Raw genomic sequence first — 26,350 nt, 5'->3', positions numbered from 1 at the left:
TGAGTTCTCCTCGACTCCGCGTCTCCGCGTGAGATCCAGCTGTGTCTCCCATCACTTCGAAATCAAATCTCCGCGCCTTGTAGGGGTAGCGGCGCGCTCGTGCATCGTATGGTGTGACGCGCGCGATCAATCGTGATTTCAAGGGCACAGGAACGGGTTCCGTGGACGAACGCCTCTGGCAGGTGCTGGTGCGGCACTTCTCCGGTGTGGCCACCCCCGCCGAAGAAGAGGAGCTGCGGGCGTGGGGCGAGGCCGGGCCGGCCAACGCGGCCGAACTGCGAGCGCTCCGCGCCGTGTGGGACGCCTCGGGCGGGCTCCCCGCGCGCGGCCGCGCTGGCGCCGCATGGAGCCGCGTGGCCGGGCGCACCGGGATCGCCGCCGGCGACGGGGCGATTCCCGGCGTGCACCCCATCCACGCACGCCGCCCGGCCGCGAAGCCCTTCGCCTGGCGCGCGGCGGTCCTCCGGATCGCCGCCGTGCTGGTGGTGGGCTTCGCGGCCGCCCTGCTCACCCCGTTCGGCCGCGACCACGTCCTCCGCCACACCGTCGCCACGGGAAAGGGCGAGCAGAAGACGCTGCGGCTGGCGGACGGGACGACGGTGCGCCTGGGCGTCAGCAGCCGGCTGAGCTGGCCGCGCCGCTTCGGCGGCAGCGCGCGCGATGTGCGGCTGAACGGCGCCGCGTACTTCGACGTGGCCCACGACGCGCGCCGGCCATTCACCGTCTACACCCCCGACGCCGTCACCCGCGTGCTGGGGACGCGCTTCACCGTGCGCGACTACGCGGGGAGCGAGCCCGCGCGCATCGCCGTCACCGAGGGGCGCGTCGCCGTCCTTCCCGCCAGCGCGCCCACCCGCGATCTCGCTGGCGCCGCCATCCTCGTCCGCGGCCAGGCCGCCGAGGTGGCCTCGGGCCGCGCCGCCGTGGTGCGGACCGCCGACGAGCAGCGCGACCTGGCCTGGACGCGCGGCACCATCACCTTCACCAACGCGCCGGTGCGCGACGTGGCGGCCGAGGTGAGCCGCTGGTACGACGTGGACCTGCAGGTGCCCGACCCGGCGCTGGCCGCGCGGCACCTGACCATCACCTTCGACCACGAGCCGCTGGAAACCGTGCTGCAGGAGATGGCCGCCGCGCTCAACGCCCGCGTGGAGCGCCGCGGCCTGACCGTCGTGCTGACCGCCGCGCCGCCCGCCCGCACGGAGCGCCCCGCGGCCCCCACCTACACCCTCTGAACCCCCCGCCGACCGGAGGAGCCGACCATGCGCACGCAATCGTCCGCAAGCTTCGCCCTCGCCCTGCTGGCGCTGCTGGGCGCCGCCCGCGCGGCGCCCGGCCAGACCGGCGCCCGCGTGGCCGCCGCGCGCCTCGACGTTCCCCGCCCCGACGCGGCGGCGTGGACCGCGCCCCCCGCGGCGTGGCGCGGCGGCACGGTGACGCTGGCCATGGACGCCGTGCCGCTGGAGGCCGCGCTGCTCGAGGTGGCCCGCCAGGCGGCGCTGCGGCTGACCTACAGCCGCGAGGCGCTCCCCGCCGGGCGGCGCGTGTCGGCGCACGCGGCGGCCATCCCCGTGGAACGCGCCTTCGCGCTGGTGCTGGAGGGGACCGGGCTCGAGGCGCTCCCCTCCGCCACCGGGCGGGTGACCATCGTTCGCCGCGCCCCCGCGCCGGTGGCCGAGGTGCGCGCGGCGGCGCCGGCGGCCGAGGTCTCCGCGCCGGAGCCGGTCCCCGCGCCGGCCGCGCCCGAGGTGCGCGTCGCCACGTCGGCCCCGCGCTACGCGCCGGCCGAGGTGGTCGCCGGCGTCATCCACGGGGTGGTGACGGAGGCCGGGTCGCGGCGGCCGCTGAACGGCGCGCTGGTGAACATCACCGGCAGCCAGCGCTCGGCGGTGACCGGCGCCGCGGGCGACTACACCCTGGCCGGTGTCCCCGCCGGCCGCCATCTCCTGCGCGCGACGGTCCTCGGCCACGCGTCCGCGGAGCAGACGGTGGAGGTGGCGGACGGGCAGCAGGCGACGGCCGACTTCTCCCTGGCCGTGGCCGCGCTGCAGCTCGACCGCCTCGTCGTCACCGGGACGGCGGGGGTCACCTCGCGCCGGACGGTGGGGAACGCGGTGACGACCATCGACGCCACGGAGATCACCGACCGCGTGGTCAACGCCAACGTCACCGAGCTGCTGCAGGCCAAGGCGCCCGGCGTCACCATCCTGCAGAGCAGCGGCAGCCCGGGAACGGCCAGCAACATCCGCATCCGCGGCGTGGGCTCGCTGGCGGCTTCGTCCGAGCCGGTGATCTACGTCGACGGCGTGCGCATCCAGTCCAGCGCCGGCGGCTCGTTCCGCAACAACTGGCAGACGCCGGTGCCCGGGCAGCTGGCCGGCGGCGGGCAGACGGCGTCGGCGCTCGACGCCATCAACCCCGACGACATCGAGTCGGTCGAGGTGATCAAGGGCCCCGCGGCGGCCACCCTGTACGGCGCCGACGCGGCCAACGGGGTGATCCAGATCATCACCCGCAAGGGACGCCCGGGGAGCCAGGCGCTGCAGTGGAACGCGCGCGTGCAGTACGGGCAGACGGACTGGGGGCTCGACACGCGGACCAGCTTCACCACCTGCGACGCGGTGCGCATCGGCCTGCCCGGGGAGTGGCCGGGGTGCCAGGGCGTGCCCGCGGGGACGGTGCTGCGCGCCAACTTCCTCGACGGCGCGCTGCGCAACGGCGAGCTGCGCAACCTGGCGCTCTCGGTGCGCGGCGGCGGCGAGGGATATTCGTTCTTCGGCGCGGTGGACAGCGACCGCGAGGAGGGCGTCTTCGCCAACAGCCGCGACCGCCGCACCGGCGCGCGCGCCAACTTCGCCTTCTATCCGTCGCGCCAGGTGGACTTCACGGTGAACCTGGGCTACTCGCGGCTGGAGACGGCGTTCCCGTCGACCGACAACGGCCCGAACGTGATCGAGGCCGCGTGGACCTACCAGCCCGGCCGCGCGCCGCAGGCGGGGCAGGTCTACGGCTACAACGGGGGCACGCCGGGCGAGTTCGACCGCTACGTGAACACCCTGCGCGGCGACCGGGTGACGCTGGGCACCACGCTCAACTACCGCCCGTTCGCCTGGCTGGTCAACCGGCTGACGGTGGGCGGCGACATCAACGCGCGGCAGGCCAACCGCTACGTGCCGCCCGGCGGGCTCTTCGCGCCCACGGTGGGGCAGATGACGCAGGGCGCGCCGCGCAACAACCTGTACACGGTGAACTACTCGGGGACGGTGTCCACCGGGCTCCCCTTCACCTCGCTCTCCTCGGCGCTGTCGTTCGGCGTGCAGTACACCAGCAGCGAGTACCGCAACACCATCGCGCAGGGGACGGGCTATCCCACCGACGTGGTGCGCAACGTGGGCTCGGCGTCCGACCACACCTCGTGGGACGAGTACCTCGCGGTGAAGTCGCTCGGCTTCTACCTGCAGGAGCAGGTGGGGTGGCGCAACCGGCTCTTCGTGACCGGCGCGCTGCGCGTCGACAACTCCTCCATCTTCGGCGACAACATCGACCAGCTCTACTATCCCAAGCTCTCGCTCTCCTACGTGCTGTCCGAGGAGCCGTTCCTCGGCCGCGTCTCCTGGCTCGACAACCTGAAGCTGCGGGCCGCGTGGGGAGAGGCGGGGAACGCGCCCGACCCGTTCGCCAAGGTGACGACCTACCAGCTCGTCCCCACGGTGGACCCGTCGACGGGGCAGATCGTCTCTTCCACCCGGCTGACCACGCTGGGGAACCCCGACGTGAAGCCGGAGCGCGGGAGCGAGCTGGAACTGGGCTTCGACGCGGCGATGCTGGGGAACCGCCTCGGCCTCGAGGTCACCTTCTACGACAAGACGACGCGCGACGCGCTGATGAGCGTGCCGCTCTCGCCCTCCGAGTCGGGCGTGGCCGGGGGGACGCAGTTCCGCAACCTGGGCGAGATCAACAACCGGGGGATCGAGGTGAGCCTCACCGGCTCGCCCATCCAGACGCGGACGCTGGCGTGGGACGCGCGGCTGGGCATCTCCACCAACCGCAACCGGCTGGTGCGCTTCGGCTACGACCAGGAGCCCATCCTGATCGGCGTCACCACCCTCAACCAGCGCCACGTCGAGGGCTTCCCGCTGGCCGGCTACTGGGTGCACGATCCCGTCTGGAACCCCGCGACCAGCAGCTACGTCGCCTCCGAGGCGCGGTATCTCGGCCCGTCGACGCCGACGAAAGAAGCGTCGCTGGCCAACACGCTGACCTTCTTCGGCAACCTCCGCCTCTTCACGCTGCTGGACTACAAGGGCGGCTACTACCTGCTGAACATGACCGACTGGCGCCGCTGCCGCGCCGAGCTGTGCGCGGAGGTGAACGACCCGTCCACCTCGCCCGAGCGGCGGGCGCAGCTCACGGCCGACCTGGGCGCCAACGACGCGCTGTACACGCAGCGGGCCGACCACGTGAAGATCCGCGACGTGTCGCTGACCTACACGCTGCCGCAGGCGTTCAGCCGCCGCTTCGGCACCGAGCGGCTGGCCTTCACGCTGGCCGGGCACAACCTGGGCTACCTCTGGAAGGGCGACTACAGGGGGCTCGACCCCGAGGTCACCTTCAACGGGATCAACCAGCCGGGCGAGGACGGGCAGGCCTTCGGCTGGACGCGCATGGACTACTGGACGGTGCCCATGACGCGCCGGATCACCGCCTCCATCGACGTGAGCTTCTGACCCCCGGACCGGGACGAAAGGGTGGAAACCTCATGAACGGGATTTCGATGCAGCGCCTGGCCCTGCGGTCGCTGGTGGCGCTCGCCGCGGCGGCGGCCCTGGCGGCGTGCGAGGGCGCGCTGAACGTGGACCGGCCGGGGCAGATCACCGAGCCGCAGGTGACGGGCGGCGAGCTGAACGACGCGCTGGTGGCCGCCGCCGAGGGCGAGTTCCACGTGGCCTTCAACTGGGTGGCCAACAGCGGCGCCGCGGCCAGCGACGAGGCCATCTTCGCGCACGGCTGGAGCCCGTGGGAAGACTACGACGAGCGCGACATCACCCCCGCCTCGCCCGCGTGGGACGGGATCGGCTACCCGTGGATGCAGCGCGCGCGGGTGACGGGGGTGAGGAGCGTGCGCCAGCTGGAGGCGGCCAAGGCGCCGGCCATCCAGATCGCCACCGCGCTGAACTACGCGGGGTTCAGCACGCTGCTGCTGGCCGACTACCAGTGCGAGGTGACCTTCGCCGGCGGGCCGGCCGTCTCCAGGGCCGTCGCCTACGACTCGGCCATCTCCCTCTTCCAGCGCGCCGTCACGCTGGCCGCGGGGAACCCGCAGATGCTCGACATGGCCAACGTGGGGATGGCGCGGGCGTACCTGGCGAAGAAGGACCTGAACAACGCCATCGTCTTTGCCGCGAAGGTGGCGCCGAGCTTCGAGGTGTGGGTGAAGTTCGTCGACAGCAACAACTTCGGCGACTGGGTGGACAAGTACAACCTGTACTACCGCACCTCGGGCTTCATCTCCCCGGCCGAGTTCTCGCTGGGGCTGGACCCGGCCGAGTGGACGGGGAAGACGGACCGGCGCGTTCCCTACAACACGGCGGTGCAGCAGCGGATGTTCACCAGCAACCCGTATCCGCGCTCGGCCTTCATCCCCTACGTCCCCTACTCGTTCAGCCGCTGGACCACCGAGGACACCATCACCGGCGGCAACAACATCCGCTTCGCGTCGGGGCTCGAGGCGCAGTACATCATCGCCGAGGCCAGCCTGTACGGCGGCACGGGGGGATGGACGAGCGCGCAGGTGCAGAGCTTCATCAACGCGCGGCGGGCGGTGGGCGGCCACGGCCCGTACGGCGGCGCGGACCTGAAGGCAGAGCTGCGCGAGCAGCGGAAGATGGACTTCTTCTTCGCCGGCTACCGGATGCCCGACCTGATCCGCTACAAGGCCAACTACGGCGTCGACCTGTGGCCGAAGGGGAAGGTGGGCGGCTACCCGGCCAACGCGCCGTACATGTACGGCAGCACCGAGTGCTGGCCGATCGCGCAGAGCGAGATCAGCACGAATCCGAATCTTTGAAGTGCCCAGTGCCCAGTGCTTAGTGCTGAGTACCGACTGCCGAACCGCGCGCCCTCTCCGGTTGTCCACGGAGAGGGCGCGGCGGGACGGCAGGATGCGGATGCGGGGAAGTCCGCGAAGGCGGACTGCGTGTTGTTGTAGCCGCGAGTTCACTCGCATACTCCCAACCTCCTCGCCGCACCCGATGACGCCGACGCGCATCCCATCCCGTCGACCCTCCATCCTCGCCGCGATGCGCCTGACCCGGATGCGCCCTGCCTGCGCCGCGCTCACCGGCTCGATTCTGCGCCCTGCCTTCGCCGTACTCGCCGGCTCGATCATCCTCGTGTCGGGCGGATGCGCGGCACGATCCGGGGCGGGCGCGGTGCAGCCGGAGACGGGGCCGGGCGCGCCGCCGCCGTCGCGCTGGGCGGAGCGCACGCTGCGGTCGCTGTCGCTGCGCGAGAAGGTGGGGCAGATGATGATGCCGTGGGTCGGCGGCGACTACGCGGCCGTCGACTCGCGCGAGTTCGACCAGCTGCGGCAGTGGGTGCAGGGCGAAGGCGTCGGCGGGGTGGTGATGTCGGTGGGCCTCCCGCACAGCTACGCCGCCAAGCTCAACGAGCTGCAGCGCATGGCGAAGGTCCCGCTCCTCGTCGCCAGCGACATGGAGAACGGGCCGGGGATGCGCATGTCCGGCATCTACGCCTATCCCTACCTCCTCCCCCAGGGCGGCGGGACGGCCTTCCCGCCGCTGATGGGGCTGGGCGCGGCCGGCTCCGATTCCCTTGCATTCGCGCTCGGCCGGGCGACGGCGGCCGAGGCGCGCGCGGTGGGGGTGCACGTCACCTTCGGGCCGGTGCTCGACGTCAACTCCAATCCCCTCAACCCCATCATCAACACCCGCTCGTTCGGCGAGGACCCGGCGCTGGTCGCCCGCCTCGGCCGCGCCTACGTCCGCGGCGCGCGCGAGGGCGGGCTGCTGACCACCGCCAAGCACTTCCCCGGGCACGGCGACGCGGCCGAGGACTCGCACCTGGGCCTCCCCGCCATCCAGGGCGACCGCGCGCGCCTCGACGCGGTGGAGCTGGCGCCCTTCCGCGCCGCGGTGGCGGAAGGGATCGACGGGGTGATGACGGCGCATATCGCCGCCGTGGGCGTGCTGGGGAAGGACGCGCCGCCCGCCACGCTGTCGCCCTACTTCATGACCGCGGTGCTGCGGGGGGAGATGGGCTTCCGCGGCCTCCTCTACACCGACGCGCTCGACATGGGCGGCGTGGTGAACCGCTACGGCGACGCCGAGGCCGCAGTCCTCTCCGTCGAGGCCGGCGCCGACGTGCTGCTGATGCCGCGCGACGTGCACGTCGCCGTCGAGGCCGTGGTCGCCGCGGTGCGCGCGGGGCGAATCTCCGAGTCGCGCATCGACCGCTCCGTCCTGCGCATCCTCGAGGACAAGGCGCGCGCGGGGCTGGATCGGACGCGGCTGGTGGACCTCGACGCCGTCGACCACCGCGTCGGCACGCGCGCGCACGAGGCGCTGGCGATGGAGATCGCGCGGCGCTCCATCACCCTCGCGCGCGACGAGCGGGGACTGGTGCCGCTGGCTGCGTCCGCCCGCCGCGTGCTCGTCGTCACCTATGCCGAGGCGAACGATCCGATCTCGGGGATCGCCTTCGCCCGCGCGCTGGAGCGCCCCGGGCGGACGATCGCCGGCGCGCGCGCCGACGCGCGGACGACGGACGCCGAGCTCGCCGCGCTGCGCGCGCAGGCCGACTCGGCGGACGTGGTGATCGTGGCCGCGTTCGTGTCGCCGCTGGAGCGCTCGGGGGTGATCGGCGTGCGCGGAGTGATCCCGGCGTTCGTGGAGGAGCTCTCGCGCGCGGGGAAGCCCGTCGTCGCCGTCTCCTTCGGCACGCCGTACCTGCTCGACGCGTTCGCCTCCGTCCCCGCGTACCTGCTGGCCTGGGGGGGCGAGCCCGTCTGCCAGGAAGCCGCCGCCCGCGCGCTGCTCGGCGAGGCGCCCATCACCGGCCGCCTCCCCGTCTCCCTCCCCCCCTGGTTCAAGCGCGGCGACGGGCTCGACCGGCCGGGGCAGGGCGGGGGATGAGGATTCCCTGAATGCCGAAGGGGAATGGGGGTGACTCCTCGACGGGGAAGTGGCTGGCTCCCCTGCTGAGAAGGGGCGAATAAATTCGCGGCAACAACCACACGAAGTCCGCCTTCACGGACTACAGGCCGTGGAGCGGACGAGGTTCGGGAGCGCGCGGCGGGCATCGTAGGGCTTCGCCCGGGAGCAGGCCGCGCGCACCCTCGTCGGGACGGAGCCGAAGCTGGTAGTCCGCGAAGGCGGACTTCGTGTCGTTGTTGCCGCGGTTTCAACCGCCCCCTGGCTCAGATGGCGAGGCGCTCTCCCGCCAATTGACGGGATTCGCCACTGGGCACTGGGCACTGGGCACTGGGCACTTTTGAGCTTTCACCCGGAGCACGCCGATGAAGCTCGCGCTGGTCGACTGGCTGATCGTGGCCGGCTACTTCGCCCTCTCCACCGCGATCGGCCTCGCGTTCACGAAGCGCGGCGGCGAGAGCCTGGAGGAGTACTTCATCTCCGGGCGCCAGGTCCCCTGGTGGCTGGCGGGCGCGGCCATGGTGGCCACCACCTTCGCCGCCGACACGCCGCTCGTCGTCACCGGGCTCGTGGCCACGCGAGGCGTCGCCGGCAACTGGCTCTGGTGGAACATGGTGATGAGCGGGATGCTCACCGTGTTCTTCTTCGCCCGGCTCTGGCGCCGCGCGCGGGTGATGACGGACGTGGAGTTCGCCGAGATCCGCTACGCCGGCCGCCCCGCCGCCGTCCTGCGCGGCTTCCGGGCGGTCTATCTCGGCGTCGCGATCAACCTGATCATCATGGGGTGGGTCACCCGAGCGATGATCAAGATCCTCACCATCTCCCTGGGCCTGCGCGACGTGCCGGTGGCCGGCGTCACCGTCTCCGGCGAGGTGCTGGCGGTGGGGATCTGCTTCCTCGTCACCGTGGCCTACGCCGTCGCGGCGGGAATGTGGGCCGTGCTGTGGACCGACCTCGTGCAGTTCGTGATCAAGATGTCGGCGGTGATCGTCCTCGCCATTTTCGCCGTGAGGGCGGTGGGGGGGATGGGCGCGCTCAAGGCCGGGCTGGCGGCGCACTTCGGCAGCGAGACGGCGGCCATCTCCGTGCTCCCCGTGCAGGTGGGCGCCGACGGCATCCATGCCTACGCGTGGATGCCGCTGCTGGCGCTGGCCGTCTTCCTCTCCATGCAGTGGTGGGCGGCGTACTACCCGGGCGCCGAGCCGGGCGGCGGGGGCTACGTGGCGCAGCGCATCTTCTCCGCGAAGACCGAGCGCGACGGCGTGCTGGCGACGCTCTTCTTCCAGGTGGCCCACTACGCGCTCCGCCCCTGGCCGTGGATCCTGACGGGGCTGGCCACGGTGATCCTCTATCCCGCGCTGCAGGACCGCGAGGCGGGATACGTGCACGCGTTCGTCGACCTGCTGCCGACGCCGTGGCGCGGCTTCATGATGGCCGGATTCGCCGCGGCGTACATGTCCACCATCGGCACGCATCTGAACTGGGGCGCGTCGTACCTGGTCAACGACTTCTACAAGCGCTTCCTGCGGCCGCACGAGACGCAGAAGCACTACGTGAAGGTGTCGCGGCTCACGACGATCTTCCTCTTCCTGGCCTCCATCGCGGTGACGTCGCAGCTCTCGTCGGTCGAGGGCGCGTGGAAGTTCCTGCTGGCCATCGGCGCGGGGACGGGGCTGGTGCTGATCCTGCGCTGGTACTGGTGGCGGATCAACGCGTGGTCCGAGATCTCGGCGATGGTGGCGTCGTTCGTCGTGTCGCTTCTGGCCATCGAGTTCGTGAAGCCGCGCTTCGCCGCCGGCGACCCCAACGGCGACGCGTGGGTGATGATCCTGACCGTTGCCGTGAGCACCGTCGTGTGGGTGGCGGCGACGTTCGCCACCGCGCCAGAGCCGGCGGCCACGCTCGACGCGTTCTACCGGCGCGTGCGGCCGGGCGGGCCGGGATGGGCGGCGGTGTCGCGGCGCCTGGGCTACGGGCGCGAGCCGATCCCCGGCGGCGCGCTGGCGTGGACCAACTGGGTGGCGGGGATCGTGGCCGTGTACGCTTCGCTCTTCGGCATCGGCCGCATCGTGTTCGGCGACGTGTGGACGGGGATCGGGCTGCTCGCGCTGGCCGCCGCCGCGTTCGCATGGATCGCGCGCCACTTGGGCCGCGCCGCGCCGTTGGCCGAGCCCGCCTCCGCGCCCGTCGAGGCGCCGATTCCCGCGCTGGCGGGGGATTGACGGACGGTCTCACGCGGAGACGCGGAGCCGCGGAGAATTCCGATTCTCCGCGGTTCCGTTTGTCGTAGCATCAGAGCCTGTCATTCCGAGCGCCGCCGCTTGCCGGATATTGCGTCCGCACCGGCTTTGGCGCGGCGGCCGTAGAATCTATAATTCGCATTCGAGCGATAGCCCGGCTTTTGCGCGGCGACAGGCCATAGATTCCTCAGGCGCAAGGGTTTGGCGCGCGACGAGAGGTCGGCGCCGCGCCTTCGGAATGACGGATTATCGGTAACGGGATGAGGATGTCGGAATTGGCGATGGACCCGACGCGATACCCGCTGATCCCCTGGCCGCGGCGGCTGGAGCCGCGCGACGGGTGGTTCCTGCCGTCGATGTTCGTGGTGTTGATCGTCCCCGACGGCGACGACGCGGACGTGGCGTGGCTGGCGACCTGGCTGGCGGGGATATTCGCGCCGCGCGGCAGGTTCGCGTCCGTTCTCCCCATGCCCGACTACCCGCCGCACACGCCCGGCCGCGACGAGGTTTTCCTGCGCCTGGACCGCGGCGGCGACTACGGCGGCGAGGAAGGCTACCGGCTCTCCGTCACCCCCGAGCGCGTGGACCTGTCGGCGGCGACGGTGCGTGGCCTGTGGAACGCCGTGCAGGCGCTCGACCAGCTCGTCGTCCGCGACGGGCGCGGCGGGCGCGGCATCGCCATCCCCGCGGTGGAGATCGAGGACGCGCCGCGCTTCGGCTGGCGCGGGATGCACCTGGACGTGTCGCGGCATTTCTTCCCCATCTCCTTCATCAAGAAGTACATCGACCTGCTGGCGATGTACCGCTTCAACACCTTCCACTGGCACCTGACCGACGACCAGGGGTGGCGGCTGCAGATCCGGCGCTATCCGCGGCTGACGGAGGTCGGTGCGTGGCGCAGGGAGACGCGCATCGGCCACGCGCTGGCCGAGCCCGAGCTCTACGACGGCACGCCGCACGGGGGCTTCTACACGCAGGACGAGGTGCGCGCGGTGGTCGAGCACGCGCGCCTTCGCGGCGTCACCGTCGTCCCCGAGATCGAGATGCCGGGGCACTCGCGCGCGGCGCTGGCGGCGTATCCGGAGCTGGCGTGCACGCCGGGGCCGTTCGAGGTGGCCACCAGCTGGCGCACGCAGGAAGACATCCTCTGCCCGGGCGAGGCGACCTTCGAGTTTCTGGAGAACGTGCTCAGCGAGGTGATGGAGCTCTTCCCGTCGCCGTACATCCACGTGGGTGGCGACGAGGCCATCAAGTCGCGCTGGCGCCGGAGCCCGGTGGCGCAGGAGGTGATCCGCCGCGAGGGGCTGCGCGACGAGATGGAGCTGCAGAGCTGGTTCATCCGCCGCATCGAGCGCTATCTGAACGCGCACGGTCGGCGGCTGGTGGGATGGGACGAGATCCTGGAAGGCGGGCTGGCGCCGAACGCCACGGTGATGGCGTGGCGCGACGTGGAGCACGGGATCGAGGCCGCGCGGCAGGGCCACGACGTGGTGATGACGCCCGAGTTCCCCGTGTACTTCGACCACTACCAGGGCGATCCGGCGGGCGAGCCGCTGGCCATCAAGGGGCTGACCACGCTGGCCGACGTCTACGCCTTCGAGCCCGTCCCGCCCGGGCTGACGCCGGACGAGGCCCGGCACGTCCTCGGCGCGCAGGCCAACCTGTGGACCGAGTACGTCGCCACGCCGGAGCACGCCGAGTACATGGTGCTCCCCCGCATGCTCGCGCTGGCCGAGGTCCTCTGGTCGCCGCCCGAATCGCGCGACTGGGCCTCGTTCCAGGCCCGGCTTCCAGCGCATCTGCGCCGCCTGGGTGAGATGGGGTACCGTTTCCGCGCGCCGGGATGAGCCGTCCCTTCTTCTGGCGATCAGATCCTAAAGTGATATAAATAAACGACTTGCATGCACATGAGGGCGCAGGCGGCGGCATTCATCCTGCAGGTTTGGTTTTCCCGAGGGAGGGCAGTCCGCCTTCCTCGGGGGAACCGGAGATGGAGGCAGGAAGATGCCGGACGTAACAACCCAGGCCGTGGGTGAGGAAGGCCCGACCACGGTGCCCGTTGGCGAAGAAGTCGTGACCACCGAGGCCGTTGGCGAGGAGGGGCCCACGACGGTGCCGGTCGGCGAGGAGTTCGTGACCACCCAGGCCGAGGGCGAGGAGGGACCCACGACGATGCCCATCGGCGAGGAGACGTCGCAGAACAGCTCGAGCGGCATGGCCGCGATCGTGAACCCGTTCGGCGGCTTCTGACCGGCGCACGCCGGCGCGGAACGAAACAGGAGGCCGCGCCCCCGCCCGCGCGGCCTCCTCGCGTTCGCCGGCGGTGCGCCTTGCGCGGGCGGCTCCGCGGGGCGAATCTCCCGCATCCCGTTCACTCGCACGGCTGCCCGCCTCCCGCAGCGATGCAGCCGCGGGAGTCCGCGAAGGCGGACTTCGGGCCGTTGTTGCCGCGGTTTCCAACCGCCTGTCTCCGAGCCGCCGATCCTCGTCTCCGCACCGCGATGCCCATCTCCCGCCCGACCGTCCGCTCCGCCGCCGCGCTCGTCCTCGCCGCGCTGGCGGCGTGCAACCCGCAGCCGCGGCCGGCCGCCGTGCCATCGCCGGGCGGGCCCGCGCCGGGGCGCATCTCCAACGGCGTGTACGACCTGCTGATCCGCGGCGGGCGCATCGTCGACGGCACCGGCAGCCCGTGGTACCGCGGCGACGTGGCCATCCGCGGCGACCGCATCGCCGCCGCCGGGCTGCTCCCGGGGGCACAGGCGCGCGACACCATCGACGCCACGGGGCTGGTCGTGGCCCCCGGCTTCATCGACATGCTGGGGCACTCGGAGTACCCGCTGCTGCGCGACCCGCGCGCCATCTCCAAGATCACCCAGGGGATCACCACCGAGATCACCGGCGAGGTCACCAGCGTCGTTCCGGTCAACGACAACACGCTCAGGGAGATGGGCGACAGCGCCCGCCGGCGCGTGACGTGGCGCGACCTGAACGGCTACTTCGCCCGGCTCGACTCGGCGCGCCCCGCCATCAACCTGGCCACCTTCGTCACCGTGGGCTCGGTGCGCCGCTACGTGATGGGCGACGCCGACCGCCGCGCCACCCCCGCCGAGCTGCAGCAGATGCGCGGCCTGGTGGCCGAGGCCATGCAGCAGGGCGCCGTGGGCCTCTCCACCGGCCTCATCTACACGCCCGCGTCGTTCGCGCCCACGGACGAGATCGCGGAGCTGGCGAAGGTCTCCGCGCAGTACGGCGGCGGCTACGCCAGCCACATCCGCAGCGAGGGCGACCGCCTGGTCGAGGCCATCAACGAGGCCGTCTCCATCGGCGAGACGGCGGGAACGTGGGTGGAGGTGCACCACATCAAGGCCAGCGGCAAGGCCAACTGGGGAAAGATGCCGCAGGCCGTGGCCGCGATCGAGGCGGCGCGCGCCCGTGGGATCGACGTCACCGCCGACCAGTATCCCTATCCCGCGTCGGGGACGGACCTCGACGCCATCATCCCCAACTGGGCGCACGCGGGCGGCACCGACAGCATGCTGGCGCGCCTCCGCGACCCCGTAACCCGCCAGCGCATCGCCGGCGAGCTGACGTCGGGCGGCGACTGGAACATCGGCGCGAGCGCCGGCGGCCCCAGCGGGGTGATGATCGCCGGGGTGGGCGAGGACTCGCTGAAGAAGTACCAGGGGATGCGGCTGAGCGAGGTGGCCGCGGCGCGCGGGCAGCCGGTGGTCGACGCGCTCTTCTCCATCCTGCTGGCCGACCGCTCGCGCACGTCGGCGATCTACTTCTCGATGAGCGAAGAGGACATCGAGTACGCCATGCGCCAGCCGTGGGTGAGCGTGGGGATCGACGCGGGCGCGCGCGCGGCCGACAGCACCGTCACCGAGCACCCGCACCCGCGCGCGTACGGCTCGTTCCCGCGCATCCTCTGCCACTACGTGCGCGAGCGCCACGTGATCACGATGGAGGACGCCGTCCGCAAGTTCACGGCGCTCCCCGCGGCGCGCGTGGGGCTGGCGGACCGCGGCGTCGTGAAGGCGGGGATGTACGCGGATTTGACGATCTTCGATCCCCGCACCGTCTGCGACCGGGCGACGTTCGTGAACCCGATCCAGACCTCCGTCGGGATCATTCACGTGATCGTCAACGGCGTCCCCGAGGTGCGGAACGCGCAGGTCACCGGCCAGCGTGCCGGCCGCGCGCTTCGGCGCGGGGGCGGATGACCTATTGATCTCACGCAGAGTCAGCAGGGTTAGCAGAGAACTGCAGCTGTTTCTCTGCTAACCCTGCTGACTCTGCGTGAGACAATTAGATCACATGAACTACGCCTCCACCTTCCCCTCGCCTGTCGGCCCGCTCACGGCGATCGTCGATGATGACGGCGCGCTGACGGAGCTCCGCTTCGCGCGCCATCGCGCGCACGCCGATGTCGTTTGGGATGATGACCGCTGCGCGCACGTCCGCCGCGAGCTGGACGAATACTTCGCCGGCGCGCGGCGCGAGTTCACGGTGGCGATGCGGCCGCGGGGCACGGAGTGGCAGCAGCGCGTCTGGGCGGCGTTGCTGCGCATCCCCGCCGGTGAGACGATCGACTACCGCGAGTTGGCGGCGCGCGCCGGGAATCCGTCCGCGATCCGCGCCGCCGGCCGCGCGAACGCGACGAATCCCATCCCCATCCTGATCCCCTGCCACCGCGTGATCGGCGCGGACGGCACCCTCACCGGCTACGGCGGCGGCCTCGACGCCAAGGCGCTGCTGCTGCGGCTGGAAGGCGCCGGACGCTTCACCGCACCCACGGGCGCCTGAGGCGGTAGGTGGGGACGTCGGTGATGCTGCCGCGCTCCACCTCCACCAGCTGCCGCGTGGCCAGCCGCGCGACCGCGTCCTGCACCGCGCGGCGCGACAGCCCCGTCTCCTCCGCCAGCTGCCGCAGCGAGGCCACCGTCTCGCGCTCGCCGCCGTCCGTCAGCCGCCAGAGGGCCAGATACAGCAGGAATGCGGACGGGTGATGGTCGTGGCCGACCAGGTCCGGCATCAGCGACTCGACCACGTAGTCGTCCAGGACGAGGGGCATCGGCGCGGCGGAGGAGGGTGGGTGTGGCAACCGCTGCCATAGTGCTCGCTACACGCCTTGATGCGCAAGCTCCGTGTGGTTTTCATTGTCCCCGCCACGAAGTCCCATCCCCTTCGCACGCGGAGCAAACGATGATCAAGGCCGTGAAGTTCGTCAGCATTCCCACGCGCGACCAGGACCGCGCGCTGGCCTTCTACACCGACAAGCTCGGCTTTCGGGTGGTGACGGACCAGCCGTTCGGCGAGCAGCGCTGGATCGAGCTGCGCATCCCCGGCGCGGAGACGGGGCTGGTGCTGTTCACCCCGCCGGGGCAGGAGGAGCGCATCGGCGGGTTCATGAACATGTCGTTCATCGCCGACGACGTGCAGAAGACGTACGAGGAGATGGTGGCCAGGGGCGTGGAGTTCACCCAGCCGCCGAAGACCGAGCACTGGGGCACCAGCGCCATCTTCAAGGACGCCGACGGCAACATGTTCGTGCTCGGGACGAAGTAAGGCGCCCGCGCTGAGTTCTCCCCTCCCCTGCGCAGCGGGGGAGGGGCCGGGGGAGGGGGCCGTCCGCGGCCGCGCCAGTGCTGGCCTGTCGGGATGATGCTGCCCCGGCAGTCGCGCAGCGACTTCGTGCCCTTGTTGCCGCGAATTCCATTCGCCCGTCTCCCCCTGATCACAACGCGAAAACGGCCGCCCCTCGCCGGGGCGGCCGTTCGTCCATCACCATCCGTTGTCGCAAGCCCTCAGGCCGTCACCGCCTCCGCTTCGCCGGCGCGCTCGGCGGCCTTGCGGTTCACCGCGTCCTCGTTCCAGCCGCGGAAGCAGTTGTAGCCGAACTCGCGCGCGGCACGGGCCTGGTCGGGAAAGCCGAAGTAGTCGTGCCACCCCATCTCCATCGCCTTCCACTTGCAGTCCCAGTGGAAGGAGATCTTCCGCACCTCGGCGCCGGTGTGCACCTCCATCACCCCGCGGAAGAACTCGCATCCCGACATGCCGCGCACCTCGATTGATTCGATGTGCAGCTCCGGGTATTCTTCCAGCACCTTGGTGACGGTGCGCTCCACCTTTACCGGCGGCGCGTCGCGGTTGAACGCGATGCGCTCGTTGGGCCGCCCCTCGCGCACGAAGCGGATTACGGCTTCGCGGAACGGCTCCGTGGCGCTGGAGCGTTCCAGCAGGTCGAAGATCTTCATCCGTGTCGGGTGGAAGGCGCGGACAGGCGTGTGTGGTTGGCGTCAAAGATAACAGTTTGTAGCAGTTCCGCCAAGTCTTTGCCCACTCGCCGTTTGCGCCTTCGGTCCGGCGGATGGGCCGATGAATCCACCTGTTCCGCCCCGGCTCCCGCGCCCGTGACCGATTCCCGCTCCGCCCCCGGCGACGTCCCCACCGCCGACCTGCAGCCGCCGCCCGAGGTCGTCCGCATCGTGCGGCGGCTGGAGGAGGCGGGGTTCGACACCTGGACCGTCGGCGGCGCCGTCCGCGACGGCCTGGCGGGGCATCCGCACAAGTACGACTGGGACCTGACGACGGCTGCGCGTCCCCGCGATGTGCAGCGCCTCTTCCGCCACACCGTGCCGGTGGGGATCTCGCACGGGACGGTGGGCGTGCTCGGCGCCGACAAGCATCTCTACGAAGTCACCACCTTCCGCCGCGACGTGGAGACGGACGGCCGCCACGCGAAGGTCTCCTTCAGCGACACGGTGGAGGAGGACCTGGCGCGGCGCGACTTCACCATCAACGCGGTGGCCTGGCACCCGCTCACGCACGAGATCCGCGACCCGCACGGGGGCGTGGCCGACCTGCGCGATCGTATCCTCCGCACCGTCGGCGACGCGCGCGAGCGCTTCCGCGAAGACCGGCTGCGCGTGCTGCGCGCGCTGCGCTTCGCGGGGCGCTTTTCGATGCGCGTCGATCCGGCCACGTGGGAGGCGGCCCGGGAGTCCGCGCCCGAGCTCCCGCTCCTTTCCGCCGAGCGGGTGCGCGAGGAGCTGCTCAAGGTGCTGCGGGGGATGAAGCGCCCGTCCGACTCGCTGCGCCTGTACGAGCAGTCCGGCGCGCTCGGCGCGCTCTATCCCGAGTTGCAGGCGTGCGTGGGGGTGATGGATGGGGACGAGGACGTGTGGACCCACCTCCTGCGCACCGTGGACGCGTCCGAGGCGAAGACGCATCTCCGCCTGGCCGCGCTGCTGCACGACACCGGCAAACCGCCCACGCGCGTGGAGTCGGAAGGCGGCGCGGAGTTCCCCGACCACGCGGCCGCCGGCGCGGCCGTCACGCTGCGGCTGATGACGCGGCTCAAGTTCTCCAACGCCGAGCGCGACCAGGCCGTGCACCTGGTGGCCCAGCACGAGAACCTCCCCGCGCACGACGCGCCGGGGCCGGAGGTGCGGCGCTGGCTCCGCCGCGTGGGCCGCGCGTACGTGCACGACCTGCTGCGCCTGGAGACGGCGAACGCGAAGGGCCGCGCCCGCCCCGACCCCGCGCGCGTCCGCGAGGCCGAGGCGCTCCGCCGCCGCGCCGACGCCGAGATGCGCAGCGGCGCCGCGCTCGACATCGGCGACGTGGCCATCGGCGGCGAGGAGCTGCGCGCCCTCGGCATCCCCGCCGGCCCGCGCATGGGCGAGATCCTGCGCGCGCTGCTCGAGCGCGTCACCGACGACCCGTCGCTGAACACGCCGGCCGCGCTGGCGGAGATCGTCGAGCGGGAGTTCATCGAGGGTGAATGACGAAGGCCGGCCCCGATCCGGACCCGGCCTCCCGCGTAGCCGTCACTGGCAGCCGACGCCGATCCAGGTGCAGTGATAGGCACAGGTCCACACCGGATCGGGATAGCTCGGCGCGTGGGCCATCACCGTGCCCTTCGCCTCCACCTGCGCCGGCACCGCGAACGAGTCCACCTTCAGCTCGCCGACGTCGATCTTCAGCTTCTTCATCCATACCTCCCGTTGTGGGGATGCGAAGAGTGGGACGGTGATTTGGGGCCGCACGCGCCATGCCCCTCCACCCTTTCGTCCCCACCGGCGCGTCGGTAGCTTCGGATGCGGCCGCGTGTGGCGGCCACGCTCAATCCCCACAGCACGCGAGACGGAGCCATGGAGAAAATCCGGCTGGACGTGGAAGGCATCGTGGTGGACACGTTCGTGGTGCCCGGCGACCGCGAAGAGTTCGTGGCGGGTACGTCGCGCAACTGCGCCACGCCCACCTGCACGTGCACCTGCCCGTGACGCCACGCACGCGTTCGCGGTGAACGCGAACGGGCGGGGCGCCGCCAGCGCCCCGCCCGCTCATTTTTTCCTGGATCGAGAGATGACGAGATGAGCCAGCCCGAACCGTGGCTCCGCGGCCCCGTGCCGGAAATCCCGCCGCTGCTGATGCCGGTGGCGCACGCGCTGATCATGGCGCGCGAGGACGTGGCCGCCGCGCTGGCGGATCTCACCGCGGACGAGCTGTGGTCGCGGCCGGGCGGCGCGGCTGCGGCGGGGTTCCACGCGCTGCACCTGGCCGGCTCGCTCGACCGCCTCTTCACCTACGCGCGCGGCGAGCAGCTCAGCGACGAGCAGTTCGCCGCGCTGCGCCGCGAGCAGGCGCCCGGCGAGCCGCCCCCGGGCGCGCGCGAGCTCACGCGGGTCGTCGAGAACGCGGTCGAGACGGCGCTCGCGCAGCTGCGCGCCACCGACGCCGCCACGCTGCTGGACCCGCGCGAGGTCGGCCGCCAGCGCCTCCCCAGCAACGTGCTCGGCCTCCTCTTCCACGCGGCCGAGCACACCATGCGCCACGTCGGCCAGCTCGTCACCACCGCGAAGATCGTCCGCGGCATCGCATCGTCGTCGTGATCAGCGCGGCGACGCTTGTACGAAGCCCCACGCTGACGTCATCCTGAGGCCGGCCAGACTGTAATCAGCGTCTGCGCGATCGGTTGCAGGCCGAAGGATCTATCATTGCGGCAGCACGAGATTCGGGGGACGCACCGATACGTCACCCAGAGATTGTATTCGCGGTCCCGGCGGCGCGGAGGTTCACAATCTCCAGCGCGTCGATCCGCGAATCGGGCGGCGTGGGCTCCTCGGGCAGGACGCATTCGTCGAAGCTGGCGCACCCGCACGCCATCCCCATCTCCAGCCCCCGCTTCATCTGCGTCGCCCGCGCGATCAGGTCGTCGAGCTCGTCGATCTTGGCACGCGCGAGGGCGTTCCAGCGCTCACCCGGCGCCACGGCGGAGTCGAAGCCGTGGAACAGCGTGCGGATCTCCGCCAGGGTGAACCCCGCCCGCTGCGCGAACCGCAGCAGGCGGATGCGCCGCACCACGTCGGCCGGGTACATCCTGCGCCCGCCCGCGCGCCGGGCCGGCGGAAGCAGTCCGGCCTCCTCGTAGTACCGCAGCGCGGACGCACGCACGCCCGTCCGCCGCGCTACCTCGCCGATCGGGATCTCGTCCATCGTACAGTCGCTCGCCGTCTACCCGTTCGCGGCGAACTCCGGCATCGCCGCCTCGAACACCTCGCGCGTGCCCTCCGGCCCCGTCATCCGCAGCCACAGCCCGGAGCCCGGGGCCACCTCGATCGTGAACGTCACGAACGGGCAGCACAGCCGCTCCAGGCTGACGAACCGCGCCACCTGCTCGAGCTCCTCCGGCGCGAAGCGGAGCGCCCAGCCGTCCGGCAGCGGACGCGTCTCGAGGCTCGCCTCGGCGAAGAGCCGCCTGGCGAGCACAGCATGCTCCGCGCGCTCGTCCGCGGGAATCGCCGAGGGGACGCAGGCGACGGGGATGTCGGCCGTCTCGTCTGTACGCATAGGTCTCTCCGGGGAGTGAGATTCAACTCCAGGAGAGATGCTACCGCTTCAAGCCGACTTGAACGCAAGCCCGATGATGCTCACTCCGAATCCCGGGTGAAGATTCGTTGCCACTCGCCGGATCGCGTGCTGGGCTGGCGATAGATCCTTCGGCCTGCCGCCATCGTCCACGACGCAAGGACGGTGTGGCCGGCCTCAGCCTCAGGATGACGTCAGTTCGGGGTCTGTCTGAGGTGCGTTAACCCGTTACCGGGTTGGTGTAAGCCTCGTGCCTCAGCCGTCTTTAGTACCGGATCCCGTCGAGCGGGCGCTGGCCGGGGAGGGGGAGGATGACGCCGGGGTTGAGGATGCCCGCGGGGTCGAACGCATCCTTCACCGCGCGGAAGCGGTCCACCATCTCCGCGCCCCAGATGGTCTCGAGCAGCGGCGCGCGCAGGCGGCCGTCGCCGTGCTCGCCGGTCATGGTGCCGCCGAGCGCGGCGACGCCCTCCGCGATCTCGTACGCGATCGCCTCGATCTCTTCACGCCAGCCGGGTTTGGCGACGTCGACCAGCGGGTTCACGTGCAGGTTGCCGTCGCCCGCGTGGCCGAAGATCACCGCGGGGAGGCCGCGCTCGCCCAGCACGCGCCGCAGCAGGCGGATGTAGTCGGCGAGCCGGGCGACCGGCACCACGCCGTCCTCGATGAACTGCATGGAGATACGGTCGCCGGCCAGCTTGGCGATCAGCGGGCTGGCGGCGTGGCGCACGTGCCAGAACCGCTCCTGCCGCGCCGCATCCGTGGCGATGGAGGCGCGGTCCGCCACGCCGCGGACGTGCGTCTCCAGCGCGTCCAGCTTCGCGGCCACCTCGTCGTCCGAATCCCCTTCCATCTCCACGAACAGGATCGCCTCCAGCCCCTCGCGCAGCGGGTAGCCGGGGTCCGCGTCGCCCTGGCGGACGAGGTCGATGAAGGTGCGGTCGATGATCTCGCACGTCGCGGGGTGCAGCTCCAGGATGCGCTCGACGGCGGCGCCCGCGGCGGCGAGATCGGTGAACTCCAGCAGCGCCAGCCCGCGCGCCGCCGGGATCGGCGCCAGCCGCACCGTGGCCGCGGTGACGAGCGCGAGCGTTCCCTCGCTCCCCACCAGCAGGTCCACCGCGTCGCCGCTCTCCAGGTACTCCTTCAGCGCGTAGCCGGACGAGTTCTTCCGCACCCGCGGCCAGCGGGCGAGGATCTCGTCCCGCCGCGCCGCCAGCATCTCGTCGACGGAAACCAGGATCTCCGCCAGCCGTGGGTCCCTCTCGCGCTCGCCCCGCGCCGTACGCGCCAGGGTGCCGTCCGCGAGCACCACCTCCAGCGCGTCGACCCAGGCACGCGCGGAGCCGTGGAGCACCGTGTGCGAGCCGCCGGAGTTGTTCGCGACGATGCCGCCGAAGGTCGCGCGGTCGCCGCTGGAGGGGTCGACGGGGAAGTGGAGGCCGTGCGCGGAGGCAGCCGCGTTCAGCTCCGCGAGCGTCACGCCCGGCCCCACGCGCGCCGTCCGCGCGGCGGGATCGATCTCCGGCGGCGCGCGGAAGTGCGTGACCAGGTCGACGGCGACGCCCGCGCCCACGTTGCCGCCCGGCATCCCCGTCCCCGCGCCGCGGGGGACGAGCGGGTGCCCGGCCGCCGCCGCCCAGCGCACCAGTGCCGCCACGTCCGCCGCGTCGCGCGGCACCGCGACGGCGTCGGGGAGCGCGTGCAGGATCCCCGACGCCTGGCCGAAGGGGAGCCGTCGCGCCTCGTCCAGCACCCACTCGCCGCGGAAGCCGTCGATCGCGGCGGCGATCGCCGCGCGGGACACATCGCCGCGACGGCGCTGGGGCCACGCGGCGGCGTCTGGCTTCGCTTCGATCGCGCGGTTCGGCTCCACCATCCCCGTCTCCCAGAAACGAAAAACGCTCCCCGGCACACCGCCGGAGAGCGCTCAATCTATCGAACCCGCTGTTCCCTGTCCCCTGTAACCTGTCCCCTCAGCCCAGCTCCACCGCGCACGCCGGGCAGTAGCCGATCACCTCCACCCGGTACCCCTCGACGCGGAACCCGCCACCGACCTCGAAGGGGGTGATGGCGCTGGCCTCGGCGGCCACGTCGCGCACCACGCCGCACTTCAGGCAGCGCGAGTGGTAGTGGTCGTCGGTGCGCGCGTCGTAGCGGGCCGAGTCGTCGCCGTAGGTGAGCTTCACCGCCAGCCCGCAGCTCACCAGCGTCTCCAGCGCCTTGTAGACGGTGGCCAGGGAGATGTCGGAGAGCTCGCCGCGCACGGTGGTGAACACCTCGTCCGCTGTCGGGTGCTCGTCCGTGCCGCGCAGGAAACGGTAGACGGCCGCGCGCTGCTCGGTGAAGCGCTGGCCGTGGGCCTCGAGCGCCTGGCGCAGCAGCGCGTCCGCCTCCTCGGGCCGAACGCTCGCGATCGTGAACATGGTGTGCTCTTGGTGGCGTAAAAGCGGCGGCCCGCCGCCGGGCATCCCTGTCGAAGCTACGGATGTCGCCATATCGTGTCAACTCTTGGCGTCCACTGCGCGGCGGCGCCGGGCACGCCTCGTGCGGGCGGCGGGCGCCTGGGGAACCGACGGCGCTCCAACCACATCCAGATCCCAGAGAGAGACGGCCGGTGAGACGGTTGAAGGCGGTGCTGGCGGCGGTGTCGCTGGTCGGCGCGGCGGCGTGCGACGAGGCCAAAGCGGACGTGGAGCCGCTGCCGCCGCTGCACCGCCCCACGCTCGAGGAGCGCGCGGGGCTCCCGGTGATCGGCGGGCAGTGGCGGTTTACCGGCTTCGAGTACCCGGTGCGCGACACGCTGCGGGTGCGCGAGCAGGTGTACCGCCTGGTGCCGCCCGGCGAGTTCCGCATCACCACGCAGCGGCTGGACTCCATCGCCGGTCAGTACGTGCGCGACAGCGTGGCCTTTCCCATCGTCGGCGAGGTGCGGCGCGACGGGACCTTCGCGTTCGTGGCCTTCGAGCCGGGCGGCTACGGCAGCTTCGTCTCGGGCCACGTGGTGAAGGACACGATGTGGATCGAGCTCACCGGCTTCCCCTCGGCGGCCAGCTGGCCCCCGGGGACGCGCGCGGCGCTGGTGCGCAACCCGCGCGGCGCGCCGTTCGTGCGGCTGCGCGGCTACGTGCCGCCCCCGCCGCCGCCCGTGGACAGCGCGAAGGCGCAGCAGGGCGAGGTCCGCGAGGCCGCGCCTCCGCCGCCGCCACCCCCGCCGCCGGTGGAGGTGCGCCCGAGCCCGCCGCCGCCCCCGCCCGCGCCGCTGCCGCAGGACGTGGAGCCGCCGTCGCCCGCGCCGGTGCCGTTCGACACGGTGCTGGTGCCGCAGCCGCCGCCCGTCCAGCAGCCGCGCCGCGGCGGCCGCCGGCGCGACACCGTCCAGGCGCCGCCGCCGGTCACCGAGCCGGTGCCCGACATGCCGCGCGACACCATCCGCATCGGCGCTCCGCCGCCCCGGTGAGGCGGTCGCATCGGCCGGGGGATTAGCGGCGGGAGCCGGGCGTGTCTCCCGCTGTGCGGGTGGCCAACGGAGCGGGCCCCCGGCGGTTCGTCACCGCCGGAGGCCCGCTTCGTTGTCCCCACCTCCGCGCCGCCGTCCCGCCGGGATTCCTCCAAGGCATGCGCTGCGCGCCGTCTTCACGGGGCGGACGCGTCGGCGGGCGATCCGCCCTGGAGGAGGATCCCGGCGGTGCGGCGGATCTGCGAGTCGCGCCAGTCCCAGAGACGCCTGGGGTGCAGATCGACGTTCTCGGGAAACTGGTTCCACCCGCCCGCGGTGTCGTACGCGAACGCGCCGATCGCCTGCACGGCGACCGAGACCGCGAGCGCCGCGGCGAACCCGAGCCGGGCCCACCCGCGCGACCCGAGCCGCTCCGCCGCCGGCACCGAAAGCAGCACGAGCGCCGCGGCCGCCTCGGTGAGCATCCTCGGCCCGTACGACCAGCCTCCCCACCACATCCCCCACGTGGCCACCAGCGCCAGCTGCGACAGCACGAAGAGCGCGGCTATGGCGAGCACGGGCGAGCGCAGGAGCCGTCCGTCGCGCCAGGCGATCCATCCGCCCGCCAGTCCCGCCAGCAGCACCGGGCTGTAGACGAACAGCCCGCGGCTGGGGCTCACCAGCTCGCCGGCCAGCCCGGTCCACGCGTTCGCGCCGAGAAAGCCCGCCGACCCCGCGAACCCCGCGTAGCCGCCGCGCAGATCGCCGAAGACGCTCAGGTTGTAGGCGGCCACCGCGGCGCCGATCACCACGCCGGGAAGCGCCAGCGGCAGGGCGCGGAGCGGGCGCGTGCGGCCGCAGACGACCAGGAGGGCGAGCCAGAAGAAGAGGTTGTTCGGCCTGACGGCCACCGCCAGCCCCGCGAAGGTTCCCGCGAGCCAGAGCAGGCGCGGGCGCCGCGCCAGCACGGCCAGCGTGAGGAGGATGAGCAGCACCCCCGCGCCATGCTGCCAGAGCGCCTGGCTCGACGCGGTCCACGTCGTGGTGCCGAACGCGAACGCCACGGTGAGCGCCAGGGCGATGCGCGCCTCGGTCATCCCCGCGAGCAGCAGGTACATCACCGCCACGCTGAGCGCCGCGATGACGGATGCGGCGAGCTTCTCGGCCTCCGGCGCCACGCTGCGGATCTCGCGGTCGGTCCACGCACCCTTCGCCCACACGAACGGCGCGTAGAGCGGGGTGACGAGCACCGGCAGCGCCACGGGATAGGCGGAGTACAGGTGTCCGTGGCTGGGCCGCAGGAACCAGATCCGCGCGCGCTGCTGCGGGGGGAGATGCTCGTACTCCGCCCGGAAGAGGCGGTCGACGGCGACGGTCCGGTCCAGCAGGATCGAGAACGGGATGAAGCGCGCCGGAAGGGTGTCGCCCGCCGCGATCACCCGCCCGTTCGCGTTGTAGACCAGCAGGGAGACGATGGCGAGGAGAAACGCGGCGCGGCGCGGCGAAACCGGAGAACGGTCCGGACCGCGCGCCGGCGCCGCGGCGTCTCCCCGCGCGGCGGCGCGCCACCGGGGTACGAACCGTGGCATCAGGACATGCTGGGGAACTGCGTGTGTGAACGAATGGTTTGATTCAAACTACCTGCCGCGGCGGCGGACGGCAACGATCGGGCAGGTCGAGCCCGGCATAACGGTTCGGCGGGATGGGATTGCGGCGCTTATACCCAGTCCGGGTGAAGCATCGGTGCGTCTGACCGGATCTCGTGCCGACGCGATGATAGATCCTTCGGCCTGCAAACGCTTGCGTAGACGCTGATTGCGGTCTGGCCGGCCTCAGGATGACGTCAGCGCGGGATCGGTCCGTGCATCAAGCAGATTCCCGGACTTCGTATTACTCGTCCGGCTTCCAGTGCGGGTTCGTGAGGCTGGTGAGGATGTGATCCTGCCACTGCCCGTCGAGGTACAGGTAGTCGCGCGCGTATCCCTCGACGGTGAACCCCAGGCGGCGCAGGAGCCCGCCGCTGCGGCGGTTCCACGGGACGTAGTTGGCCTGGATGCGGTGCATGTCCAGCACCTCGAACACGTGCCGGATCCCCGCCTCCAGCGCCTCGCGCATCAGCCCGCGCCCCTCGCGGTCGGCGGCGATCCCGTAGCCCAGCGTGCAGTGGTGCGCCGCGCCGCGCTGGAACTGCACGAAGTTCATGTTGCCGATCACGCGCTGCGCGCCCGGCTTCTCGAACAGGAACAGCCGCAGCGAGCGGTCGGTGCGGAACTCGCTGAGCGCCGCGTGCGCCTGCGAACGCCAGAAGTCCTCGGTGAACAGCTCCGGCTGCATGCGCGGCCGCGAGCCGGCCAGGTGCGCGCGGTTCTCGCTGAAGTAGCGCACGATCTCCGGCGCGTCGCGCACCTCGGCCATGCGCAGGACCAGGCGCTCCGTCTCGATCACCGGGGGCGTGGGCATCATGCGGCGGCGCGGGCGGGGTCACGTGGATCGCGGCGCCCGCCCAGCGCGGGCGCCCGCGCCGAAGCTACATCCCCCGCTCCCTGCCGCAACTGCTTCAGCGATCGGGCTCACGCGGAGACGCGGAGCCGCGGAGGATCGACCCTCATCCCTCCGCGGCTCCGCGT

Annotated in this window: 23 protein-coding genes; 14 read left to right on the top strand and 9 right to left on the bottom strand. The window is 71.9% G+C overall.

Annotation, left to right across the window (positions count from 1 at the left end; genetic code table 11):
* The first annotated feature begins 161 nt into the window (after positions 1 to 161).
* From VF092_09130 to VF092_09090, 9 genes are all read left to right on the top strand, one after another.
* Positions 162 to 1,235 carry a FecR domain-containing protein gene (locus VF092_09130; GenBank protein ID HEX6747435.1) on the top strand — a complete coding sequence of 358 codons (1,074 nt, stop codon included), beginning with the start codon at positions 162 to 164 and terminating at the stop codon, positions 1,233 to 1,235.
* A gap of 27 nt (positions 1,236 to 1,262) precedes the next feature.
* The gene (locus VF092_09125; GenBank protein ID HEX6747434.1) at positions 1,263 to 4,727 is read left to right on the top strand and encodes a TonB-dependent receptor; all 3,465 of its coding nucleotides are present in this window, start codon (positions 1,263 to 1,265) and stop codon (positions 4,725 to 4,727) included.
* A 32-nt stretch (positions 4,728 to 4,759) separates the two neighbouring features.
* Positions 4,760 to 6,067: a RagB/SusD family nutrient uptake outer membrane protein gene (locus VF092_09120; protein ID HEX6747433.1), complete on the top strand. Its 1,308-nt coding sequence runs from the start codon at positions 4,760 to 4,762 to the stop codon at positions 6,065 to 6,067.
* 232 nt (positions 6,068 to 6,299) lie between these two features.
* Positions 6,300 to 8,153: a glycoside hydrolase family 3 N-terminal domain-containing protein gene (locus tag VF092_09115; GenBank protein ID HEX6747432.1), complete on the top strand. Its 1,854-nt coding sequence runs from the start codon at positions 6,300 to 6,302 to the stop codon at positions 8,151 to 8,153.
* 383 nt (positions 8,154 to 8,536) lie between these two features.
* Positions 8,537 to 10,393, top strand: coding sequence for a sodium:solute symporter family protein (locus VF092_09110; GenBank protein ID HEX6747431.1), 1,857 nt, complete (start codon positions 8,537 to 8,539; stop codon positions 10,391 to 10,393).
* Positions 10,394 to 10,692: 299 nt separating this feature from the next.
* Entirely contained in the window at positions 10,693 to 12,258 is a 1,566-nt protein-coding gene (locus VF092_09105) for a beta-N-acetylhexosaminidase (GenBank protein ID HEX6747430.1), read from the top strand.
* A 157-nt stretch (positions 12,259 to 12,415) separates the two neighbouring features.
* Entirely contained in the window at positions 12,416 to 12,661 is a 246-nt protein-coding gene (locus VF092_09100; GenBank protein HEX6747429.1) for a hypothetical protein, read from the top strand.
* Between the two features lie 251 nt (positions 12,662 to 12,912).
* Positions 12,913 to 14,634 carry a D-aminoacylase gene (locus tag VF092_09095; GenBank protein HEX6747428.1) on the top strand — a complete coding sequence of 574 codons (1,722 nt, stop codon included), beginning with the start codon at positions 12,913 to 12,915 and terminating at the stop codon, positions 14,632 to 14,634.
* A 94-nt stretch (positions 14,635 to 14,728) separates the two neighbouring features.
* On the top strand, positions 14,729 to 15,217 hold the full coding sequence (locus VF092_09090) for a methylated-DNA--[protein]-cysteine S-methyltransferase (GenBank protein ID HEX6747427.1): 489 nt from the start codon (positions 14,729 to 14,731) through the stop codon (positions 15,215 to 15,217).
* On the opposite strand, the gene VF092_09085 is transcribed toward VF092_09090, so the two are convergent.
* The gene (locus VF092_09085) at positions 15,195 to 15,485 is read right to left on the bottom strand and encodes a helix-turn-helix domain-containing protein (protein ID HEX6747426.1); all 291 of its coding nucleotides are present in this window, start codon (positions 15,483 to 15,485) and stop codon (positions 15,195 to 15,197) included. The genes VF092_09090 and VF092_09085 overlap by 23 nt on opposite strands.
* Before the next feature lie 131 nt (positions 15,486 to 15,616).
* On the opposite strand from VF092_09085, the gene VF092_09080 reads away from it, so the two are divergent.
* Entirely contained in the window at positions 15,617 to 15,979 is a 363-nt protein-coding gene (locus VF092_09080) for a VOC family protein (GenBank protein HEX6747425.1), read from the top strand.
* Between the two features lie 239 nt (positions 15,980 to 16,218).
* On the opposite strand, the gene VF092_09075 is transcribed toward VF092_09080, so the two are convergent.
* A complete protein-coding gene (locus VF092_09075; GenBank protein HEX6747424.1) occupies positions 16,219 to 16,668 on the bottom strand; it encodes a hypothetical protein in 450 nt (149 codons plus the stop codon).
* A 156-nt stretch (positions 16,669 to 16,824) separates the two neighbouring features.
* Here VF092_09075 and VF092_09070 point away from each other — a divergent pair, with 156 nt between their 5' ends.
* Positions 16,825 to 18,201, top strand: coding sequence for a CCA tRNA nucleotidyltransferase (locus VF092_09070; GenBank protein HEX6747423.1), 1,377 nt, complete (start codon positions 16,825 to 16,827; stop codon positions 18,199 to 18,201).
* Between the two features lie 42 nt (positions 18,202 to 18,243).
* On the opposite strand, the gene VF092_09065 is transcribed toward VF092_09070, so the two are convergent.
* Positions 18,244 to 18,408 carry a hypothetical protein gene (locus tag VF092_09065; protein HEX6747422.1) on the bottom strand — a complete coding sequence of 55 codons (165 nt, stop codon included), beginning with the start codon at positions 18,406 to 18,408 and terminating at the stop codon, positions 18,244 to 18,246.
* Between the two features lie 159 nt (positions 18,409 to 18,567).
* Between VF092_09065 and VF092_09060 the strand changes: the two genes are divergently transcribed.
* Both VF092_09060 and VF092_09055 read left to right on the top strand, forming a co-directional pair.
* Complete coding sequence (locus VF092_09060; GenBank protein ID HEX6747421.1) at positions 18,568 to 18,699, top strand: hypothetical protein; 132 nt, start codon at positions 18,568 to 18,570, stop codon at positions 18,697 to 18,699.
* A gap of 90 nt (positions 18,700 to 18,789) precedes the next feature.
* Positions 18,790 to 19,308: a DinB family protein gene (locus VF092_09055; protein HEX6747420.1), complete on the top strand. Its 519-nt coding sequence runs from the start codon at positions 18,790 to 18,792 to the stop codon at positions 19,306 to 19,308.
* A 142-nt stretch (positions 19,309 to 19,450) separates the two neighbouring features.
* Here the strand turns inward: VF092_09055 and VF092_09050 are convergent, their stop codons facing one another.
* From VF092_09050 to VF092_09035, 4 genes are all read right to left on the bottom strand, one after another.
* Entirely contained in the window at positions 19,451 to 19,912 is a 462-nt protein-coding gene (locus tag VF092_09050) for a MerR family transcriptional regulator (protein HEX6747419.1), read from the bottom strand.
* An 18-nt stretch (positions 19,913 to 19,930) separates the two neighbouring features.
* Positions 19,931 to 20,266: a hypothetical protein gene (locus VF092_09045; protein HEX6747418.1), complete on the bottom strand. Its 336-nt coding sequence runs from the start codon at positions 20,264 to 20,266 to the stop codon at positions 19,931 to 19,933.
* A gap of 283 nt (positions 20,267 to 20,549) precedes the next feature.
* Positions 20,550 to 22,163, bottom strand: coding sequence for an FAD-binding oxidoreductase (locus VF092_09040; protein ID HEX6747417.1), 1,614 nt, complete (start codon positions 22,161 to 22,163; stop codon positions 20,550 to 20,552).
* A gap of 97 nt (positions 22,164 to 22,260) precedes the next feature.
* Positions 22,261 to 22,710 (bottom strand): transcriptional repressor, encoded by a 450-nt coding sequence (locus VF092_09035; GenBank protein HEX6747416.1) that lies wholly within the window; start codon positions 22,708 to 22,710, stop codon positions 22,261 to 22,263.
* A gap of 191 nt (positions 22,711 to 22,901) precedes the next feature.
* On the opposite strand from VF092_09035, the gene VF092_09030 reads away from it, so the two are divergent.
* A complete protein-coding gene (locus tag VF092_09030) occupies positions 22,902 to 23,744 on the top strand; it encodes a hypothetical protein (GenBank protein ID HEX6747415.1) in 843 nt (280 codons plus the stop codon).
* A gap of 176 nt (positions 23,745 to 23,920) precedes the next feature.
* On the opposite strand, the gene VF092_09025 is transcribed toward VF092_09030, so the two are convergent.
* Both VF092_09025 and VF092_09020 read right to left on the bottom strand, forming a co-directional pair.
* Positions 23,921 to 25,312: a hypothetical protein gene (locus VF092_09025; protein ID HEX6747414.1), complete on the bottom strand. Its 1,392-nt coding sequence runs from the start codon at positions 25,310 to 25,312 to the stop codon at positions 23,921 to 23,923.
* A 301-nt stretch (positions 25,313 to 25,613) separates the two neighbouring features.
* Complete coding sequence (locus tag VF092_09020; GenBank protein ID HEX6747413.1) at positions 25,614 to 26,186, bottom strand: GNAT family N-acetyltransferase; 573 nt, start codon at positions 26,184 to 26,186, stop codon at positions 25,614 to 25,616.
* Positions 26,187 to 26,350 lie beyond the last annotated feature (164 nt).

Source organism: Longimicrobium sp. (assembly GCA_036377595.1).
In the GTDB taxonomy this organism is placed as follows: domain Bacteria; phylum Gemmatimonadota; class Gemmatimonadetes; order Longimicrobiales; family Longimicrobiaceae; genus Longimicrobium.
This window is presented reverse-complemented; position numbering and strand designations above follow the sequence as displayed.